Source organism: Brevundimonas sp. R86498 (genome assembly GCF_044598075.1).
In the GTDB taxonomy this organism is placed as follows: Bacteria; Pseudomonadota; Alphaproteobacteria; order Caulobacterales; family Caulobacteraceae; genus Brevundimonas.
In genome coordinates, this window is record NZ_CP139004.1 from 85,359 (window position 1) to 105,082 (window position 19,724).

The 19,724-nt window shown below is 68.6% G+C and carries 22 protein-coding genes and 1 pseudogene; 3 read left to right on the plus strand and 20 right to left on the minus strand.

All coding sequences use genetic code 11. From position 1 onward, the window contains the following. Window positions 1–35: 35 nt before the first annotated feature. The 14 genes from SJY26_RS00430 to SJY26_RS00495 form a co-directional block, all read right to left on the minus strand. A complete protein-coding gene (locus SJY26_RS00430; RefSeq protein ID WP_396594210.1) occupies window positions 36–1,190 on the minus strand; it encodes a phosphoserine transaminase in 1,155 nt (384 codons plus the stop codon). Further along, entirely contained in the window at window positions 1,190–2,104 is a 915-nt protein-coding gene (locus SJY26_RS00435; RefSeq protein WP_396594211.1) for a DnaJ C-terminal domain-containing protein, read from the minus strand. The genes SJY26_RS00430 and SJY26_RS00435 overlap by 1 nt, the downstream gene beginning before the upstream one ends. 101 nt (window positions 2,105–2,205) lie before the next feature. After that, on the minus strand, window positions 2,206–5,940 hold the full coding sequence (locus SJY26_RS00440; RefSeq protein ID WP_396594212.1) for a glycoside hydrolase/phage tail family protein: 3,735 nt from the start codon (window positions 5,938–5,940) through the stop codon (window positions 2,206–2,208). Between the two features lie 12 nt (window positions 5,941–5,952). Beyond that, entirely contained in the window at window positions 5,953–6,399 is a 447-nt protein-coding gene (locus tag SJY26_RS00445; RefSeq protein WP_396594213.1) for an NlpC/P60 family protein, read from the minus strand. Further along, entirely contained in the window at window positions 6,396–7,040 is a 645-nt protein-coding gene (locus SJY26_RS00450; RefSeq protein WP_396594214.1) for a DUF2163 domain-containing protein, read from the minus strand. The genes SJY26_RS00445 and SJY26_RS00450 overlap by 4 nt, the downstream gene beginning before the upstream one ends. Before the next feature lie 3 nt (window positions 7,041–7,043). Continuing rightward, entirely contained in the window at window positions 7,044–7,673 is a 630-nt protein-coding gene (locus SJY26_RS00455) for a TIGR02217 family protein (protein ID WP_396594215.1), read from the minus strand. Between the two features lie 47 nt (window positions 7,674–7,720). Then, window positions 7,721–8,251: a phage tail tape measure protein gene (locus tag SJY26_RS00460; protein WP_396594216.1), complete on the minus strand. Its 531-nt coding sequence runs from the start codon at window positions 8,249–8,251 to the stop codon at window positions 7,721–7,723. Between the two features lie 21 nt (window positions 8,252–8,272). Continuing rightward, window positions 8,273–8,449, minus strand: a complete 177-nt coding sequence (locus tag SJY26_RS00465; RefSeq protein ID WP_396594217.1) for a phage tail assembly chaperone — start codon at window positions 8,447–8,449, stop codon at window positions 8,273–8,275. Then, window positions 8,442–8,744: a GTA-gp10 family protein gene (locus SJY26_RS00470; protein ID WP_396594218.1), complete on the minus strand. Its 303-nt coding sequence runs from the start codon at window positions 8,742–8,744 to the stop codon at window positions 8,442–8,444. The genes SJY26_RS00465 and SJY26_RS00470 overlap by 8 nt, the downstream gene beginning before the upstream one ends. Further along, a complete protein-coding gene (locus tag SJY26_RS00475) occupies window positions 8,741–9,151 on the minus strand; it encodes a phage major tail protein, TP901-1 family (RefSeq protein ID WP_396594219.1) in 411 nt (136 codons plus the stop codon). Before SJY26_RS00475 ends, SJY26_RS00470 begins: the two co-directional genes overlap by 4 nt. Window positions 9,152–9,162: 11 nt before the next feature. Then, on the minus strand, window positions 9,163–9,570 hold the full coding sequence (locus tag SJY26_RS00480; RefSeq protein WP_396594220.1) for a DUF3168 domain-containing protein: 408 nt from the start codon (window positions 9,568–9,570) through the stop codon (window positions 9,163–9,165). Then, window positions 9,567–9,869, minus strand: a complete 303-nt coding sequence (locus tag SJY26_RS00485; protein WP_396594221.1) for a phage head-tail adapter protein — start codon at window positions 9,867–9,869, stop codon at window positions 9,567–9,569. The genes SJY26_RS00480 and SJY26_RS00485 overlap by 4 nt, the downstream gene beginning before the upstream one ends. Then, window positions 9,866–10,132, minus strand: a complete 267-nt coding sequence (locus SJY26_RS00490; protein WP_396594222.1) for a head-tail connector protein — start codon at window positions 10,130–10,132, stop codon at window positions 9,866–9,868. Before SJY26_RS00490 ends, SJY26_RS00485 begins: the two co-directional genes overlap by 4 nt. A gap of 75 nt (window positions 10,133–10,207) precedes the next feature. Further along, window positions 10,208–11,473 carry a phage major capsid protein gene (locus SJY26_RS00495; RefSeq protein ID WP_396594223.1) on the minus strand — a complete coding sequence of 422 codons (1,266 nt, stop codon included), beginning with the start codon at window positions 11,471–11,473 and terminating at the stop codon, window positions 10,208–10,210. Between the two features lie 137 nt (window positions 11,474–11,610). Here SJY26_RS00495 and SJY26_RS00500 point away from each other — a divergent pair, with 137 nt between their 5' ends. After that, window positions 11,611–12,165: a hypothetical protein gene (locus SJY26_RS00500; protein ID WP_396594224.1), complete on the plus strand. Its 555-nt coding sequence runs from the start codon at window positions 11,611–11,613 to the stop codon at window positions 12,163–12,165. Here the strand turns inward: SJY26_RS00500 and SJY26_RS00505 are convergent. The 6 genes and pseudogenes from SJY26_RS00505 to SJY26_RS00530 all read right to left on the minus strand — a co-directional run bounded on the left by SJY26_RS00505 (window position 12,162) and on the right by SJY26_RS00530 (window position 16,121). Continuing rightward, window positions 12,162–12,584, minus strand: coding sequence for an HK97 family phage prohead protease (locus SJY26_RS00505; protein ID WP_396594225.1), 423 nt, complete (start codon window positions 12,582–12,584; stop codon window positions 12,162–12,164). The genes SJY26_RS00500 and SJY26_RS00505 overlap by 4 nt on opposite strands. After that, the gene (locus tag SJY26_RS00510; protein WP_396594226.1) at window positions 12,581–12,808 is read right to left on the minus strand and encodes a hypothetical protein; all 228 of its coding nucleotides are present in this window, start codon (window positions 12,806–12,808) and stop codon (window positions 12,581–12,583) included. The genes SJY26_RS00505 and SJY26_RS00510 overlap by 4 nt, the downstream gene beginning before the upstream one ends. Continuing rightward, window positions 12,808–13,956, minus strand: a pseudogene (locus tag SJY26_RS00515) (phage portal protein). Before SJY26_RS00515 ends, SJY26_RS00510 begins: the two are co-directional and overlap by 1 nt. Window positions 13,957–14,174: 218 nt before the next feature. After that, window positions 14,175–14,651 (minus strand): YcgN family cysteine cluster protein, encoded by a 477-nt coding sequence (locus SJY26_RS00520; RefSeq protein ID WP_396595680.1) that lies wholly within the window; start codon window positions 14,649–14,651, stop codon window positions 14,175–14,177. 49 nt (window positions 14,652–14,700) lie between these two features. Next, window positions 14,701–15,273 carry a DUF1579 domain-containing protein gene (locus tag SJY26_RS00525; protein ID WP_396594227.1) on the minus strand — a complete coding sequence of 191 codons (573 nt, stop codon included), beginning with the start codon at window positions 15,271–15,273 and terminating at the stop codon, window positions 14,701–14,703. Window positions 15,274–15,347: 74 nt separating this feature from the next. Then, complete coding sequence (locus SJY26_RS00530) at window positions 15,348–16,121, minus strand: helix-turn-helix domain-containing protein (RefSeq protein ID WP_396594228.1); 774 nt, start codon at window positions 16,119–16,121, stop codon at window positions 15,348–15,350. Between the two features lie 92 nt (window positions 16,122–16,213). Between SJY26_RS00530 and SJY26_RS00535 the strand changes: the two genes are divergently transcribed. Next, window positions 16,214–18,064: an ABC-F family ATP-binding cassette domain-containing protein gene (locus tag SJY26_RS00535; protein ID WP_396594229.1), complete on the plus strand. Its 1,851-nt coding sequence runs from the start codon at window positions 16,214–16,216 to the stop codon at window positions 18,062–18,064. A gap of 623 nt (window positions 18,065–18,687) precedes the next feature. Continuing rightward, window positions 18,688–19,722 (plus strand): ABC transporter substrate-binding protein, encoded by a 1,035-nt coding sequence (locus SJY26_RS00540; protein ID WP_396594230.1) that lies wholly within the window; start codon window positions 18,688–18,690, stop codon window positions 19,720–19,722. The last annotated feature ends 2 nt before the right edge of the window (window positions 19,723–19,724 follow it).

Here is a 19,724-nt window from a genome sequence, read left to right on the forward strand (position 1 = left end):
CGAGGAATGTCGTCCCGACAGGGGTAGTTTCTGATCTAGAACTCAGCGACGGCGGTCTTGAACGCCCAGTCGAGCCAGGGCGTCGCGGCGGCCACATCCTCTGTCTCGACCGTACACCCACACCATAGCCGCAGTCCGGCGGGCGCATTGCGGTGGCTCTCGACGTCGAAGGCTCCCCCCTCGGCTTCCAGAAGGGTCTTCATCCGCCTCACGAAGGTCTGTCGGCGGGCATCGTCCAGCCCCACGACGCGCGGATCGACGATCTTCAGACAGACCGACGTCGTCGACCGGGTCGCCGCGTCGACCGCCAGAGGCTCGACCCACTCGGTGCGTTCAACCCAGTCAAACAGGACCTTCGCGTTCGCCTCGGTGCGCCGGATCAGCTCCGGGAGGCCACCGATTTCCTGGGCCCACTCCAGCGCATCGATCCAGTCCTCGAGCGTCCAGACGGAGAAGGTGTTGATCATCGTGCCCGTGGCCAACGCCCGGTCGAACCCCGAGGCATTCCTCAAGCGCAACAGCTTGGGGACTGCACGCGGGGGCTCGTACTCATCGAGCCGCGCGACGGCGCGCGGGCTCAGGGCCGCCACGCCGATACCCGCCTCGCCGCCCAATGCCTTCTGGAAACTGAAGGTCACAACATCCAGAGGCCCATAGTCGATCGGCATGGCGAACGCGGCCGAGGTAGCATCACAGATGACGATCCCCTGGCGGTCGCGAGAGAGGAAATCTGCATCTGGCACGCGAACGCCCGACGTCGTGCCGTTCCAGGGAAACACCAGATCCTTGGCCGGATCGATCTGGCTCAGGTCCGGCAGTTCACCCCAGGGGGCTTCGAGCAACTCAGGGTCCAGCCTGAGGTGGTCGCGCACATCGATCGCCCACTGTTTGCCGAAATTCTCGAACGCCATGACCTGCAGGGGTCGCGCCCCCAGCATGGACCACATCGCCGCCTCGACCGCGCCGGTGTCAGATCCCGGCACATAGACCAGCACCCAGTCCTCGGGGACCTCCAGAACGGCTTTCGTCAGCCGCAGGCCATAAGCAAACCGCTCCACGACTTCCGGCGCGCGAATGCCCCGTCCGAGAAGGTCATGCGGAAGCGCCCCGGAAGACCAGCCCGGGCGTTTCGCGGTCGGCCCGGCCGAGAACCACGGCCGCGCCGGCTTGATTTCAGGCTTCGCGACCATCAGTTTTTCCCCGGCCTGTAGGGGCGGCTCGAGCGCCAGTCCTCGGCAATCCGCTGCAGGATCGGATCGATGGATTCCGGCAGGGTTACGATCAGGCGCGCCTTCAGGTCACCACGCGCGCCGCCGGCGTAAGCACCCTTACCCCGCAACCGCATGATCTGCCCCGAGTTCGACCCCTTGGGAACAGTCACCGAGACCGGGCCGTCCGGGGTCGGGCATTCAACCTTCCCGCCCAGCACCGCATCGGGAACGGAAACCGGCAGATCCATAAGGACATCGGAGCCCTCGACACGGAACACAGGGTGGGGCGCAATACGCAGCTCAATCAGAGCGTCGCCCTTTTCAGTCCGACCAGCCAAGCCCTGCCCTCGTAGCCGGATGGTCTGCCCGTTGGTCGCCCCCTTGGGAATGGCAACATCCAGCGTGCGTCCGTCAGAGAACTGGATGCGGCGGGTCGCACCGCCGATGGAGTCCTCCAGACTGATCTCCAGCGTGGCCCGGACGTCCTGGCCACGGCCGAACCCTCGCGAGGCTCCGCGGGCACCGCCGAACCGGCCAAAGATCTCATCGAGGTCCAGATCTTCGAAAGCCGCCCGGCCACCAGGGCCGCCGCTGCCGCTGCTGAAGCCGCCAAACCCGCCAGATGCGGACCCGGCGCCGGGCTGTCCGCCAAAGCCACGGTATTGGGGCTGACCATCTGCGTCGATCTGGCCTGCATCAAACTGCGCCTTCTTGTCCGGATCGCTCAGGATGTCGAAGGCGGCGGAAACGCGCTTGAACCTTTCCTCGGTGGCTGTGTCGCCGCGGTTCTTGTCGGGGTGAAGTTCCTTGGCCAGCTTCCGGAAAGCGGCCTTGATTTCAGCGGCGTTCGCCCCCCTGGACACGCCCAGTTCCTGATATGGATCGCCCGCCACGCCGTTCGCCGCTCCGTCAGACCACGCCGGCCAGTGTCCGCTGTGTGCGAACCCGCCGTCGGTCCGTCAGTTAAGGCATGCGTTGTGCGGCGCAATCCTTTTCAGGAAAACAGACGGACCTGCGCCTCCACGCCCCAGCCGAAGGCAGACCCGAACTGCGAAACATGGACGGTCGCTGCGGGGTCCGCGCCGGCCGGAAAATCCTCGGCAATGCTCGCGGCTGGATAGAGCACTGTTTCCGTTTCCGACTGGAGCACCCGCCGGTCGAGCCCATCCCTGCAGATCCGGATCCTGTAAAGTGCCGGATCGATCGGTGCGGGCTCACGATCCCAGACGTCACCGCCCAGTCTGATCCGCGGCAGCCAGGTGATCAGCCTCCCCTCGTCGGCAATTCGCACCCCCAGTCGGGCTGGGCTCCACGGCCGTCCATGGAGCCCAACCGCCGTGAAGCTGACCGTAGAAAAGCGGGATAGTCCGGCCGGGAGGCCGTCTGGCCCAACTCGCGCAGTCCGGGGCAGGCGCCGCTCGGCAATGCCTATCTGGAATCGCCCCGCCTGTTGGGCGAGCAGGACCAGCGTCGCCCCGACCCCGGCACCTGCGGCCATCTCCGCCCCGGTTCCCTGCTGCCCTCGCAGCAAGCCGGACAGTCGCCAGATGTCCGCGTCCACCAGTTCCGCCTGCCGGAACTGCAACAGTTCCCAACCGGCGTCGGTCTGCAGAGCGGCGAGATTGGCACCACCGAGGACCGACACCGCGGTTTTAGTCGTGGGAGGAATGCCCTCCAGTCGGACCAGCAGGTTCTGGCCCTCGTTCCAACGGTCCGGAACACCGCCCTCCAGGGCGGCCACAAGACGACCCACCGTCGCCGGTGCCGGGATTGTTCCCCGCAAGCTAAGCGAATCGGGGGTTTCTCCTACGTGAATCGCCATGGTGCGCCAGGGGTCTGCGGAAACCGCAGCGATTGGTCGCTCGTCCGCCTCTTCGCCGGGGAGCGGCGGCAGGTCGAGGATCGCCACGAAGGGTGCGCCCGAGAGATCGATCCCCGGTCGGGGTCGCCAGCGAACCGGCGGTTCGCCGGCTGTCTGTCCCCGAACTCCCGGTACCAGCACGGCGGTCGGAGTCTCGTCGAGAGCCAGACGCTCGACACGCCAGCACCCGCCCTCGCCACCAAACGCCAGCGTATCGCCCGGCTCGAGCCGCATCGCGTCGAGTGGACCCAGCCCGACCGTCAACCGGTCGGCCCCTTCACCCTCCAGAAGTCTCTGAGCCAGGGCCTCGGCAAGGCCTGCGCTGCAGACGGCCGGCAGGTCGGCATCGACGCCGCCACCGCTGGTTTGCACCTCGGCCCGTACGGTTGTTGCGCCCGTCTGGTAGTCCGCGCCCTCGTCAATGTAGCGAACCCGGGCGCTCTCCGGCCGGAGCTCCAGGGCCCGTGTCCGCGCGGGTCCTGCCGCTTCCGTGATCGCCAGACCCTCCGTGTCCAGGGTTGCGGCCGGCGGCTCCCAACCGATCAGATGCACCATCCCCCTGCGCTCCGCGGCGGTCATGTGCAGCGCCCGCAGCAGGGGCTCCAGCACATCGCGCGTCCGCATGGGCCGGTCGATCACATAGCCGTCGACCGACCCGACCGGATCGCCCACGGCGAAATCCTGATCCTCCAGCCCGCCCCGCCGCAGGATGGCGGCCAGCAGCGAACTCGTGTCCCCCGATAGCCGGCCGTTCAGCCAATGTCCTGTCTGCCACGCGCCAGCGTCGGCCCAGACCCCTTCCAGCGCTGGAAAGGCCGGAAACGGCCGCGCATCCCAGCACCAGACATCGGCTCCCGCCACCATCGGCGCGCCATAAACGGAGGACACCGGATTATGGGCCGGGTCGGCAAAATGGCCCAGCACGGCCTCAAGCGCCCGCCGCTGCATCCGGTTGTCTCGCTGCCCGGTGGAGAAGGGTGGCAGGAAGCTCTCGGACGACTTGGGATCCTGAAACAGATTGGGGGCATTCCCGCCGCGATCCACGGCCGCACAGCCGATCTCGGTCAGCCGGATCGGCTTCATGCCCGGCAGCCAGGCCGTCGGCACCGGCACCCTGACCCCGCCGGGCCGATCATGATGAGCATTGGCCCACCAGCCCTTGAGATCCTTGATCCGGAAGACCCAGTCCTCGCCATGGGCCTGGTCATCGATCGGCGTCCGGACCTGGGCCGCACGTTCCGCAGGGCCCGCATAGAACCAGTCAAACCCTTCGCCACCCGCGACCTGGACCGCCAGATAAGCCGGATCGTCAGGACCGCTGAAGGCAACGGAATCCACCCCGCCCTCACCCGAGCGCCAGTCGCCGAGGGGCGGGTACCAGTCGATACCGACGTAGTCGATCGCCGGATCGGCCCACAGGGGATCGAGATGAAAGAGGACATCGCCCGAGCCGTCCTCCGGCCGGTGCCCTGCATACTCGGACCAGTCCGCCGCATAGGACAGACTGATCTCGGGACCGACCACCGCTCGACACTCGGCCGCCAGTGTCCGCAACTGGGCGACCGCCGGATAGGCACCGACCGCGTCCCGGGTCCAGGTCAGGCCTCGCATTTCGGACCCGATCAGCAGACCGGCGCACCCCGTCTCCGCCGCCAGCGCCGCATAGTGCAGCACCATGCGTCTCAGCCCCCAGTCTTCCGGTCCGCCAAACACGGCCGCGATCCCGGCGCTCGCGTCCGGCCCGTCCTCGCCCTTGACCCGTCCGCGCCAGGGATAGGCCGCCTGCCGCGCGCTGCCATAGGGATCCGGCAGCGCATTGTCCGGCGGCACATCCATGAACACGAAGGGATACAGGGTCACGGCCCAGCCGCGGGCCTTCAGCGCAGCGATGGCCTGCCTCACGCTGGCGTCCGACGGTGTACCGCCATAGGCGGGCCGACCGTCGATCTGCGAAATCAGGTGGGCGTCCGGGCGCTCCAGACCCGCCACCGACCAGACCATCGGCTCGGTCGGCTTGTCGCGCCGCTCAACCCCCGGCTTTACCCGACAGTGTCCGGCCCTGAGATCGTCGCCGAACCAGCCGATCACCAGGCTAACCCGCTTCAGGTTCGGACACTGAACGGACAGCTGATCCAGAGAGACGATCAGGTCCGTGCGGCCGTCGCCGGAATGCACATTCTCGACCGTCGTGGCGGTCAGTCCCTCGCGCCGGAACACGGGTTCCGTGGCCAGAACGAACTCGCCCGCCCCGGGGATCAGGCAAACCCCCTCGATCCTCTCCTCCAGCCCATCGCCGCCCGGCCTGCGAAACACTTCGAAGCTCAATTGCGGGGCCCGGTTCCCGAACGGAGCCAGCGGCAGGTCCTCGAACACCACATAGGCGGTCCCGCGATAGGCCGGGGCCATCCCCTCGACCGCCTCGATCAGGGGATCCGGTGTCTGATCCTCAGTCCCGCGATAGACCCGAAGCGCGATACCGGTCTGGTCCAGAAGCTGACCGTCCGCCCAGACCCGGCCGATCCCGTCGATCGGACCTTCACACAGGGCCACCGCGAAACTGAGCGAGTAGCCAAATTCGACTGTTGCGCCGCCGCCCTTGCCGCCGCCACTCTTCCGGCGTTGTTCCAGAAAGCGGGCCGCCCAGATCATCTGGCCGGTGACTCTCGCCCGCCCGAACACGCAGGCCATCGGGGCCCCCTCGGCCGTCGACTGAAGCCTCAGGGTCTCCAGTCGGGGCCCACGCTGACGCTCCGGCGACAACAGGCCAAGCAGGCCACGGTCCACCACCCCGCCGAGGGCCGCCCCGATCGCCTGGCCCACACCACCGCCGATCGCGCTTCCAAACCCGCCCAGAATGACCTGTGCCATTCCCGCCCCCCATCAATCCTTATCCGGCCAGGTGAACACGGCGGCCAGCCGTCTCTGCCACCAGGCTCCCATCCAGCTCTCCACCACCGCCCGACCCCAATAGGCGTGGATCATCCTCGGCTCCGGCGGGCCTTCCGCAGAAAGGATCGCGCAGTGCTTCGCGGGTGCCCCCGCCGCCATGCGGAACAGCAGAACATCGCCGGGTCGCATCCGTCCGTCCGCTCGTTCGACCAGCCAGCGTCCGGCCGCCTCCCGAAGGATCTCGCGTCCGCCGACCTCGGCCCAGTCCGGCGCATAGGCCGGAATCGGTTCGGGCTCATCGCCCACCGTCTCGCGCCAGACCCCGCGCACCAGTCCCAGACAATCCGCGCCCTTGCCCTTCAGGCTGGCGCGGTGGCGATAAGGCGTTCCCAACCAGGCGCGGGCAGCGGTGACGCGATCGCCCTCAGCCGGGCTCATCTCCGGCTTCCCCCGTCGTGCCGCCCACCAGTCACCGGCACGGCGGTCAGAAAGTCGTCGCCCGGGATATCGGGATAGCCCCGAAAGTTAAGCGCGTTGGCGAATACGCCGGCACAGGTTTCCAGACGCTTGTCACAGGCCCTCCCCTCGGGCTCGACCCCGCAGCGGCTGTCTCCCAGGACGGCATCGCAACTCCGGCTGTAGGTCCGCCCGACGACCCGCTCCAGGGCCGCCAGCGGCCCGTCGACCTCGGCGACGAAACCCTCGCCCTCGCGGCGGATTCGGCTCAGCGTGCCTGTGCCGAGGGACATCCTGAGGTCCGGGCGCGACCAGTCGACTCGCCACAGAACGATCCTCGCCCCGTCCCAAAGGCCGCCCGCGATATCGGCCTCGGCGATCCGCTCATCGTCCAGCACTCCGCCGATGGCCAGGCTTCCCGCCGCCAGCCCCTCGGCCGCCTCCGCGGCCCCCTGGGTCCATCCACTCGCGGCCCGACAGACGACACCATCCACTGTCAGGTCGCGGTCGTGATCGGTGAACCCCAACCGCAAGCCATCCGCCCGGGTTATGATCCACACATGGCACAGCGCGGCTGCCCCGCTTTCGATGCGGGTCACCAATTCTTCCGGAATCTCCCGCATGGCTCAGACCCGGATCTCAATCAGCGGGATGGCCGCCATCCGCCCGGCATTGAAGCTTTCCAGCGTCATCTCCAGACGGTCGGTCTCGAAGCGCACGGGCGTGTCGAACAGGAAGCCGGCCGTGACCACGAGGCCGGGTCCCGGCGGCGCGTCGAGCGTGACAAGCCCCGTCGTCGCATCTGTCGCAAATGCCGCCTCCGGCAGGACCGTCCCGCCGACCGCGACCCTCACCGAGGACTCGACCGGCTTGGAGATCGGCCGCTCAACGGCGGACTCCGCGTCGCCATAGCGCTTCACCAGTTGAAAGCCTGTCTGACTGCCGTCCCCCGTCCCCAGGGTCTGATCCGTCGCTGCCGGCGTCCCGCCCGGTCCGCACGAGGCGAAGTCGGCGAAATCCCGAAACCGGAACCCGTAGAGCCGCCCGCGCCGCGCCTCGAAGAAGGCGGTCAGTTCCGCCATATCCGCCAGCGATTTCAGATTGGCCCCGATCAGGTAGTGCCGCCGCCCCAGCGCCCAGGGGCTGGAGCGGCGCTCGAAGCCGGACGCCAGGGTGACGACCTCGGTCCGTCGCTCGACACCTCCGGTCGAGCCGAACGCCAGCCGCGCCGGAAGCCTCACCTCATGAAAGCTCATCACCCATCCCCATGATCATCGTCCCGGCAAGGCGACCGACCGATCCGCTACAGACGGCGCGCCCCCAGGGCGGTGGCGCGCGCCAGCATCTGTGCGATCTGCGCCTCGGACCGCAGCAGCGCCGGAGCCCCGCCATCGACCGTGACGTTCACGGTCACCCCGCCCGCCCCATCAGGCCGGTCGATCACGCCGGCTCCCGACGGTCGGAACACTTCCGGCCCGCGCTCGCCGACCAGATAGGCTCCTCCACCCAGCACCGGACCGCCCTCGGCCCGCGCGCCGCCGAACCCCGCGACGCCGGCGACCGCATGGGCAATGGCCGCTCCGAGGCCGCCCGCACCGCCTGCCCCGGCGTTGACCGCGCCAAGCACCGCCCGGGCCAGTTCGGCCAGCGAAACCTCCCCGTCCGCCGCGGCCCGCGCCAGCGATCGGGTCAGGCTGGATCCGGCGCGGGCGAACGCCTCCTCGATGCTCGATGCCGCCCGCTCAGCCGGTTCCCGCAGTGCGTCCAGCGCCGCAGCCGCCTCGGCGGCGCGGGCCGGCACATCATCCAGAGCGTTTATGCGATCGTCGTCCATCCCTGCCTCCCCTGCCGACCGTCAGTCCGGCCAGGCGCGCATCAGTTCATTGAGCTCGCTTCGTACGATCGATACCGTCGTCGCGGGCTGCGACGTCAGCATCCGCCATTCCTTCAGCGACAGCCGCCAGAAGGCCTCCGGGACGACACCGAGCGCCAGCGCGGCCCGCAACATCCCGGCCCACGCCGTCTCAGCCATCGGCAGAGGCCGCGAACCCGGCAGCCACCGCCTCAGCGGCCTCCCGCGGGGTCACCCCCGCCCGATCGAGCTCACCGGCCAGCGCCGCCTCGCCCCCGCCCCTCAACAGCGCCGCCAACACCACCATCAGGTCCAGCGCCGACAGGGCCCGCATCCGCTCCGCGAGAGCTTCGATCCCTGACACCTGCAGGGTCGTCTCGATCTCTGCCAACGCGCCCAAGGTCAGACACAGTCGGCGCTCCGCCCCTGCCAGCACGGCCAGCGCCTCGCCTCGCGCGCCATTGATGCCGGTCACAGCGCACTGAACCCGACCGCTCCGGCGCTGGCCAGGCTGATCGCGAAGGTCGCCTCACCCTCATGGTCACCGGCATACTCCAGCGCCGCGACGAGAAACGGACCCTCCAGCGTCCCGAAATCCGGGACGATCAGACGCCAGGTCTTCAGACTCTGGTCAAAGAAGGCCTCGCGGATCAGGGCGTCCGACGCGGCGTCGCGAAAGATACCCTGCCCGGACACCGCCGCCGACTTCACGCCTGCGCCCCCCAGCAGCTCGCGCCACCGGCCCGCGCTGTCGGCGTCCGTCGCATCCACAGTCCGGGCGTTCAGCGAGATCGTCCGCGCCCTAAGCCCCGCCACCGTCGTGAACACGCCCGGCGTGCTCTCGATCTTCAACAGAATGTCTTTTCCGCGCTGTGCGGCCATGGTCCTTCTCCTCAGAGGTCCTCGGTGACGGCCCGGACGCGCACCACGCCCCAGACCCGTCTATGGTCATTCGAGCGAAACACATCCGCATAGGTCGCCCGGATCGACACGGTGCGGACGCCGTCTGCCTCCAGCGTCACATCATGCAGCGCCGCCCTGAGGGCGGCGCAGACCGCTCGCGCCTCCTCCATCCCGCCGAAACGCGACGCGCAGCGCAGGGACAGCTGGTGCTCGATCCCGCAGCCCTCCGCCGCCACCGGCCGGCTCTCCGACCGGCCGATCAGAAGGTGCGGCCAGGCGACGTCCCTCGGCGGCTGGTCCCAGACCCGGGCGGGATCGCCAAGCAGGGCCTTCAGCGCCGCGTCCGCGCGCAAATGGCGGATCAGCGCCTTCTGCAGCGCGCTCTCGTGATCGCTCATGACCGCTGCTCCAGGCTCAGATCCACCCACCCCGGCCGATCAGGATCGGGAGCTGCGAGCGCGATCGTCCAGTCGCCACCATCGAGGCGAAGCGCCCGCCCCTTGATCAGGCGAGGGTCCGCGCGGCTGCCAGCCCGGGCGATCTCGACGATGGAGGTGACGCCCGCCTCGGTCCGCTCCCGCTGGCGCGGGGTCTCAAGGCGAAGCCAGACCGGACCCAACGACTCATAGCTGACGGCCCACCCGCCATGGGGCGTCTCGGCCTCGACCGGCTCCAGAAGCTCGGCCAGCCGCCTCACAGCCGCACCACGCGATAGGGCGCGATCCAGGCCTCGACTGGCCGGATCGGCATCTCGGTCTCGCCCCGCTCATAGGCGCGCAAGGCCAGCATCAGGATCGCCAGCCGCAACGGGGCCGGCGAGGTCGAGGTCAGGACCAGCCCAAGCTCGCCTTCCACCCGCGCCCGGGCCGCATCGATCAGAGTCTGGATCAGCCCATCCTCCGCCTCATGCCCGACGCGCAGGAACAGTTTCGCCTCCGTGAGGCTCACGGGTGCGGTCATGGAAAGTCTCCGATGTGAAGAATTGCGCACGTCCTTCTCCCTCCCCCGAGGGGGAGGGAGACCGTCGTCAGTCCATCAGCTCGCGCTGAACTTCATCACCTTGATCGCGTCGAAGTTCTGCACCCCGCCGCCGACCCGCTTGGTGGTGTAGAACAGCACATAGGGCTTGGCCGAATACGGATCCCGCAGCACCCGCACCCCCGCCCGGTCGACGATCAGGTAGCCACGCTGGAAGTCACCGAACGCGATGGCGTGGCTGTTGGCGGCTATGTCCGGCATCGTCTCGATCTCGGTCACCGGATAGCCCAGCAAACTGGCCGTCTCACCGGGACGTCCGGCCGCCGACCAGATGTAGTTGCCGTCCGCATCCTTGAATTTGCGCACGGCCGACACCGTCTTGCGATTCATCACGAACCGGCCGTTCGATCGGTACTGGGCCTTCGGCGCATAGATCAGGTCGATCAGCCGGTCCGCCGGCGTGGTCGCCGCGAAGGCTCCAGCCGCCCCTGACGCCACATACCCCAGACCACCCCAGACATGGCTGGCCTCCGCCACGATCGAATAGCCGAGGAAGCCCCTGGGCTTGTTGACCCCGTCGCCATTGACGAAGGCGGCCGTCTCCTGCGCCGCGAAGGCATCCTCGACCTCACTGGCCAGCCATTCGTCGAGATCGACAAGCGCGTCGTCCAGCAGGGTCTGGGTCGCGGCCGGATTGGCGTAGAGGTCCGCCGCCGGGAACTCCAGCAGGGCCAGGGTCGCCGGGTCCGTCTCCGGCCGGGCGGCCGTCTCCGCCACCCAGCCGGAAGCGATGCCCGCCGTCGACACCGGCTTTCTGAACACGCCGGCGGCCACGGTCCGCACCGTCGCAATTTCCCGCATTGGACTGGTCGCCATCAGCCGCCGCTCGATCGCCCGCTCCGTCTCCGGCGGCACGACATAGCCGCCCGAGGTCGGTGCCGACGACAGCCCCGCCTTGATCTCCAGCCCAACCTCCCGCCCGGTCCGCACATATCCGTCGAACGCGGCCTTCGCCTCCAGTCCGCCCCCATCGGGAGAGGTGGCTCGACCGAAGGGAGAGACGGAGGGGGCAGAAGCCCCGCCGACGTCGAGAGAAGGCCGCCTCACCTCGCTCAGCGCGCGATCCAGCCGTGCCTGGGCACTCGCTACCGCCTGGTCGATCCGCGCCACCTTCTCCTCCAGCAGCGTGTCGGCCGAGGCCTTCTTCTCGATCTCGTCCAGCCGGGCGTCATTGGCCCCTTTGAACGCCTCGAACGCCGCCATCATCTCGTGCAGGGCAGCGCGCGTCTCCGGCGTACCGGAGGCGGTCTTGGTCTCTTTCATGATGTCTCCGCTTGAAAGGTCCGGCGGCTGACCCGACGGAACCGTGACCGGAACCGTCGGGTCCCGTTTGATTGACAGGATCGGCTCCCCCGTGGTCGGCTCGCGCCCACGGCTTGGGAGGGCCGCGCCCGATGTCGATGAGCCGCACCACCCTACTTGCGCCCGTTCTGATCGGGACCGTCCTGGTCGCCTTGGCCGGCACTGCCACCGCCGGCGAGCAGTGCGGCGCCCCGGTCCACAGCCGTTTCGGCGAGACCCGCGCCTATTTCCAGAACAGCCTCGGGGCCTGCCGCCCCGACGGCTACTGCTCGGTCGTGCTGGCGCTCCCTGACCCGACCGGCCAGGCCGTTTATGCCAGCCAGCTTCGTATCGCCCGTCCCGCGCCCGGGGCCGACCACGTCGTGGAACTGGTCGCCGTGGTGCCCATGAACGCGGGCGACGGCCAGCCGATGTCCGTCACCTTCGGCCGCCGCCAGATTGATCTGACCGGCAAGGCTTCGCTCCAGACCAACAACGCCAACCTGTTCGAGATCACCGACGCCGCCACGGTGGACGCCATCGTTTCAGGAGCCGGCCGCGCCGCCACCATGCGATGGACCTATCAGACAGAGACAGGGCCCTCGACCGCCTGGTTCGCCCTCGGTGGCGTCGCCCGCGCCCTGGCCTGGATCGACTGTATTGGCCGTCGCTAGACGGTCCTGAACCGCGCCCCCGGACAGGCAGGAAACGTCACCAGCGATACCTCACAAAGCTCCACACCCGACAGCACCCTCAGCCGCCCGTCCCGGCGCGCCCTCGCCGCCCTGAACCCGATCGACAGTCCGTCCAGCGCCCCCGCCCGGCTCAGCGCCCGGGCATAGCGGGCCTCGGCCGACCAGTCGGCGATCCGGCCCCGGACCAACAGCCCGCGATCATCCTCGACGATCTTGTCCCAGACCCCAACCACCGCCCGGCTCTCGTGCTGGTGCAGCATCCGCACCCCGCCCGCGCCGGTCCGCTTCAGACTGTCGGCAAAGGCCCCTTGTGCCACCACATCGCCACCCAGATCCGCCACGCCCCACAGGGAGGCATAGCCCTGGATAGCGAGTCCGGCATCGATCGCGATCGTCACTGCCCTTGCTCCAGTCTCAGCTCGATCCGCTCAACCGCCGCCCGCGTCGCCGTGCTCTGTTCCTCCAGCCGCGCCAGCCGCTCAGCCACGCGCCGTTGCTCGTCCACCCGGTCCTCCAGAATCGCGATCCGTGCGGCCGCGCCGCCGGCCCAGACCAGTCCCCCGACCGTCTGCACGGCAAGGGCGACGGCCAGTCCGGCGGCCATCTTGCGAACGTCGTCCATCAGTCGCCCACCCCCGCCATTCGCCGCCGCTCGCTGTCGGTCAGGAAGCTCGCCGCACTCAACCGCGCCCACAAAGCATCCTGCTCGGGCTGCAGGGCCGGCACCGCGTCCAGATCCGCCTCGATGCGGATGTCGCCGAACCGCCCGCCCAGCCAGCCGGTCAGCGCCCCCGCCGCCTTGCGTGCCAGTGGGATCACCGTCCCCCGCCAGAAGGCCGTATTGGCCTCGCGATAGTTGGCATAGGTCGCATCCCCCGGAATCCCCAGCAGCTGCGGCGGCACACCGAACGCCAGGGCGATCTCGCGCGCCGCTGCATGTTTCCCGGCGATGAAGTCCATATCCGCCGGGCTCATCGACATCGGCTTCCAGTCCAGTCCGCCTTCCAGAACCAGCGGCCGCCCGGCATTGCTCGCGCCGGCATGGGTCTCGCCCAGTTCGGCCTTGAGCGCAGCGAACTGAGCCTCCGTCAGCCGCTCGCCATCGCGGGCATCGAACACCAGCGCCCCGCTGGGTCGCGCCGCATTGTCCAGCAGCGCCTTGTTCCAGGCCCCTGAACTGTTGTGCACATCGATGGCGAAGGCCGCCGCTTCCAGCGGCGAGAACCCGTAGTGATCATCCGTCGGATGAAACAGCTTCAGATGCAGGACCGGCATCCACCCGTCGGCCTATCGCCCGATCCGCACGGACCGCCCTCCGACGGTGTATTCATAGGCGTCGGGCCAGCCCGCCCGCCCGGGCACCACCTGAACCCGGTCCGGCCTCAGGCTCCAGAGTTCGGTCGGCGGCTCGTCGCCCACGGCCTCGACGTAGGCATTGCCCGCCGTCTGCAGCGCGCCGTACAGCCCCTCCAGCCATTCCGCACCCGACTGTTCGGGGTTGGGCGCGCCCAGCAGCCGCGCCACCGGATGGTCGTCATCCCGGACACCCGCGACAAACACCTTCAGCGGTGCCGACGCCGCGGCCTCGGCGATCATCCGCACGCAGCGATAGGCGACGGCGTTCTTGCCGAAACCCTCCCGTGCCAAGGTGGCATAGTCACGCGGCGTCCACTGCGGCCGACCTGCCCCGGTCAGGGCGATCAGCGGTCCCGTGCGGCTATGCTTTGCCTCAGGCGCAGCCCGACCGGGCCTCCACGCAAACAGGGCCATGTCGCCTCCGGGATCCAGCTCTGGAAGACGGCGGTGTGATCGGCCGGCGGGCCTTGCCTTGCCGCCCCGATCCCCTTTTTCCCGCCATGCCCGAACTATAGTGGACCAGCGTCACAAGGCGCGCTGGAGGCCCGTTGTTTCAACACGGCCTTTGATCTTGCTGACGTTTTCGGCCCGAGCGTTGAACGCAAGGGCGCTCCAGCGTGCGTGATCGGCGATCAGCTGGCCGAGGTAATGCCCCGTTCGAGGTTCCACTCCATGGCCTCGTGCTCCACCGCGTCCTCGGGCTTTTCCAGTTCCAGTTCGCTGATGGTCTGGCCGCGGATGGAGACCCCGGCCGTATGCACGCTCTCCGGATCGCCGGACACCAGCGGATGCCAGTTGGCCAGCCCCCGTCCCTCGTGCAGACGGCGATAGGCGCACGACAGCGGCATCCACCCCAGCGCCTCGATGTTCCACGGCGTCAGCTTGATACAGTCCGGCACATGGTCCTTGCGACCGGCATAGTCCGTGCAGCTGCAGCGCTGGCTGTCGAACAGCTTGCAATGCACCTTCGTCGGAAACACCTCGCCGGTGTCCTCATCCTCGAACCGGATCAGGCAGCACAGCCCACAGCCGTCGCACAGGCTCTCCCACTCCTCGCGGGTCATCTGTTCGAGTCGCTTGGTCTGCCAGAAAGGACGGTCCGCCGGGATCATGGGGCGCCTCTACGCCCCGTCGCGGCCCGCGTCCACCGAGGCCGTATCAGTCCGTCGTCAGGAAGGCGGGGTTCGCGGCCGGCCAGTCGGTATCGCCCCGGCGCGTGAGGGTCATTTCAAAGAACTGGGCGCGGGTCCCGTTCGCCAGGGTGATGGTCCCGGTCTCGTGCCAGACACCGTCCCGCACCGTGATGACATAGGTGATCGGCCCGCCCGAGGTCTCCATCCGCCAGTTGTAGCCCTCCGGGGTCAGCTCGATCACCCGGGCCAACTCATCGCCCCAGACGTGCGAGCGCATCTCGATCCCGCCCCCTGCGGCTTCCGAAAAGACCGTGAAGGCGTTGAACAGGGTGGCCCCGTCCGACCCGCGGGCCTTGCCTTCCATGACCCGGATTTCCCCGCCCAGCATGGGCCCGATCCGCTCCATCTGCTCGAAGGTGTTCACCGAACCGTCAGGCAGGGTCATCCGTGCCGGCCCGATCCAGACGCCGTCGAACCGCGCCAGGGCTGCAGTCACCTCGGGCCGCGGGGCCTGGGCCGGCTGGGCGGCCGCCGCCCCGGCTCCCATCAGCAGCATTGCTGCCACCATTCCGATCAGGCCTTGGCCCCACTTCTGCATGATCATTCTCCCCCGGTCCGGAAAACACATTCGGAGTTTGGACCGGCGACGTCTTGAAGGTTTCGGCCAGGGCCTCATCCGGCGGCGAAGGCATGCCGGATCTGCCGCAGATAGGCCGCCACCGCCGCGGGTGGCGCACCGAAACTCTCCAGTGCCTCGCGCGACAGATGCGCCTGGTCGGCATAGCCGGCCTCGGCCGAGACCGGGGCCAGACGCGCACCCGCTTCAAGACTGAGCACGCAGGCCCGTCGCAGGCGCCGCACCCGCGCGAAGGTTTTGGGCGACAGGCCGACCGCGACGCCGAACCGACGTCTCAGACTGCGTTCGCTGAGCCCCGCCTCCGCCGCCGCCTCGTCGATCCGGACTCGCCCGTGCTCCGCCATGATCCGGTCGGCCACCGCCGCCACCGCCCGGTCTTCCGCCGCGCGTTCAAACGGCCAGGCGGCAAGCGCCGCGTCGGCCGCGGTCGCCTCCCCCTCGACCAGACCCACCAGGGCCGTCTTGATCCACCGCACCAGACCCGGCTCCATCAACGCCTCAGGCAGCCCCCGCCCCGCGATCGCAGGCGGCGCGGCACCGGGTGCCCGGAGCCCGCCCCCGGGCCGCAGTCTGGCCCCGACAGATACCGTGCCCCGAGTCACGTCCACGACGTGGGCCGTATCGCTGGGCCCCGCGATCGCCACCGTCAGCGCACCATCGGCGTGACGGTCTAGGCACAGATTGATCGCGCCATCCGGCGGGATCACATGGCGAAGGCGCTCGGGCTCATGGTCTTCCAGCCGAAAGCGCCAGAACGCCTCGACGTCGCGCCGGATCGCCGCCGAGGGTGCATACTCCTCGTAGATCATGCCGCCTCCCGGGCCTGACCATGCCGCTCCGCGGCCCGACTGTCACGAGGGGCCATGGCATGTGGCGGCGTCGGCCTCTATACCCCCGCGCCATGGCTCCCCGTTCCTCCCCCCGCCCTCCGCTCGTCGCCCTGAAGGATGTCCGTCTCCAGGACGGAACCCGCCCCCTGTTCGAGGGCGTCGACCTCGCCATCGAGCCCCGCACCCGCTCCTGCCTCGTCGGCCGAAACGGGGCGGGCAAGTCCACCCTGATGAAGATGGTCATGGGCCTGATCGAGCCGGATTCCGGCACCCGGAGCATCCAGGGCGCGGTCCGCTTTGCCTATGTGCCGCAGGAGCCGCTGATCGCCGGCGACACCCTGCTGGACTACGCCACCTCCAACGACGCCGAGAGCTGGACCGCCGAGGCCTGGCTCGAGACCTTCGGCATGGACCCTAACAAGTCCACCAAGGGCCTGTCCGGTGGCGAGATCCGCCGCGCCGCCCTGGCCAAGGCCTTCGCCGAGGAGCCCGACCTCCTCCTGCTCGACGAGCCGACCAACCACATGGATATCCTGGCGATCGAGCTCCTCGAGACCGAGATCATCAACGCCAAATGCGCCGCCCTGATCGTCTCCCACGATCGCGCCTTCCTGAACCGCGTGACCCAGTCCTGCCACTGGCTCGAGGGCCGCCGCGTCCGCACCCTGAACAAGGGCTTCAACGATTTCGACGAATGGGCCGCCAAACAGCTGGAAGAGGAGGCCATCGCCTTCCAGAAGCTGACGAAAACCATCGAGCGCGAGACCGCCACCTTCTACAGCTCGATCACCGCCCGCCGCAGCCGGAACGAAGGCCGCGCCCGCTCACTGGACGCCCTGCGCGCCGAACGCGCCGAACAGGCCAAGGACCGGCCGCGCGAGCTGAACCTCGGCGTCGATTCCGGCTCCACCTCGGGAAAGCTGGTGGCCGACCTGAAGGGCGTCACCAAATCCTTCGGCGACCGCATGGTCATCAAACCATTCACCAGCCGCATCCTCCGCGGCGACCGCCTAGCAATCGTCGGCCCCAACGGCGCCGGCAAGACCACCCTGGTCAAGATCATGCTGGGCGAACTGGCCCCCACCGAGGGCACGGTCAAACTCGGGGCCAGCCTCGAGACCGTCTATCTGGACCAGTCCCGCGACGGGCTGAAGTCCGACACGACCCTGTGGGACGCCCTGACCCCCGGTGGCGGCGACAGCATCATCGTGCGCGGTATCTCCAAGCATGTTGCGGCCTACGCCAAGGACTTCCTGTTCCAGGAGGGCCAGCTGCGTCAGCCGATCTCGACCCTGTCGGGCGGCGAGCGCAACCGCCTGCTGCTCGCCATCGCCCTGGCCAAGCCCGCCAACATGCTGGTCCTCGACGAACCGACCAACGACCTCGACATGGACACGCTTGACAAGCTGGAAGAGCTGCTGGAGGCCTATGACGGCACCCTGATCCTGGTCAGCCACGACCGCGACTTCGTCGACCGTCTGGCCACCTCCACCATCGGCATGAACGGCCGCGGCGACATCGTCGAAACCCCCGGCGGCTGGACCGACTTCATCCGCCAGAACCCGGGCTTCCTGAAGAAGGGCGAGGGCCAGGGGTCGAGGGTCGAGGACAAATCCTCTGCTGCGACGGAAGCCCCTCCTCCCTCGACCCCCGACCCTCGCCCCTCGACCACGGCGAAGCCCGGCAAACTCTCCTTCAAGGACCAGCACCGTCTGAAGGAGCTGGACGCCCTGATCCACGCCCTGCCCGCCGACATCGCCGCCCACGAGGCCACCCTCGCCGACGTCAACTTCTACGCCCGCGACCCCTCGGGCTTCGCCAGCACCATGAAAGCGCTCGACGGTGCGCGGGCCAAGCTGGAAGCGGCCGAAGAAGAATGGCTCGAGCTGGAAACCAGGCGCGAGGCCCTGACGGGCGGCTGACAGTTTCTGTGGACAACACAAAACGCTGATCCGCAAAAGCGAATCCGATCCGTCCACAGAGGTTAACAGTCTTGTCCACCGGGGCCCCCGCCGTCTTGCACAGCGGGCCTCTTCGGGGCGCTTGCCGTCTACCGGATTTGGAGAGAACGTCAACAGGCCGAGGGACACGGCGGCGCGGAAATCCGGCGAGAGCCGGGGTTCAAGCGGGTCGGTCCGGCTCTCTGACCAAGGGCTCCCTGCCGCTTCGGCGGACACGGAAATCCCGGGCAGGGTCCAGGCTCCCCGCCTTTAGCGCTTCGGTGCGGGGCGACGGAGAACCGGACCGGGATCGATGAACGACGACGGGGCGCAATCCCCGACGGACCGGCATCGGACAGGAGCCGCCAGAATACAGCTGACCGTCTCCGGGTTCGCCCGCAGGCGCTGAGGCCAGGGTTCTGAACCTCAATGGCCAAGTCCCAACCCGGACTTGGTGGGGGGACGCAAGCACCGGCTCGACCGGACTTGCGTCCCCTCGCTCAATTTGGCGCCATGCCTTCCGGCAAGGTTCCCCGACTGGCCCGATTGCCGCGCTCATCAAGCACTGCCTTCCCTTGCATCCCCGACAGCCCTAGGTTTCGAGCATGCAGACCCGCGCGAGTCAGTCCGTTGTCAGCCGCCGCCTGCTTCTCGCGGGCGGGGTCGCCGTCACGGCCATGGGACTGTCCGCCTGCTCCGGCTCCGAGGCTCCGGTGGATGAACAGGGCCGCGTTCGCATCCGCTTCGCCACCGACTGGCGCGCCCAGGCCGAACAGGGTGGCTTCTACCAGGCGCTGGCCTCCGGTGCCTATGAGCGGCGCGGTCTGAACGTCCAGATCATCCAGGGCGGACCTGGCGTAAACGTGCCGCAGTTGCTGGCGTCGGGAGCCGTCGAACTCGGCATGGGCTCGAACAGCTTCATCCCGCTGAACCTCGTGGCCGAAGGCGCACCGGTGAAGGCCGTCGCCGCCTTCTTCCAGAAGGATCCCCAGGTCCTGATCGCCCACCCCGACCCTGCCCTGACCGGCATCGCGGACCTGGCCGGCCGGCCCTTCCTGCTGGCGGATGCCTCGATCACCGCCTTCTGGGTCTGGTTGAAGGCCAGATACGGCTTCACCGACGATCAGGTCCGAAAATACAACTTCAACCCCGCGCCCTTCATCGCCGACGAGCGCGCCGTCCAGCAGGGCTATCTGACGTCCGAGCCCTATACGATCGAGAAGATCGCCGGGTTCGAGCCGCGCGTCTTCCTGCTCGCCGATGAAGGCTATCCCTCCTACGCCACCATGGTCCTGTCGCCCGACGGTTTTGCCCGGGACAATGCAGAGGCGCTGCGCGGCTTCATCGCCGCCTCAGCCGAGGGCTGGAGGGACTATATGCGGGGCAACCCCGCCGCCGCCGATGCCCAGATCCGTGAGGCCAACCCGGAGATGACCCAGGACGTCCTCGACCAGGCCCGGGCCAGGCTGAGCGAATACGGGATCGTGGATGCGGGAGACGCCGCGCTCTACGGCCTCGGAGCCATGACACCGGAACGCTGGCAGGCCTTTTTCGATGTAACGTCCCAGGCCGGCGTCTACCCTGCCGACCTGCGCTGGCGCGACGCCTTCACTGACGCCTTCCTCCCGGGCCGTGGCTGACC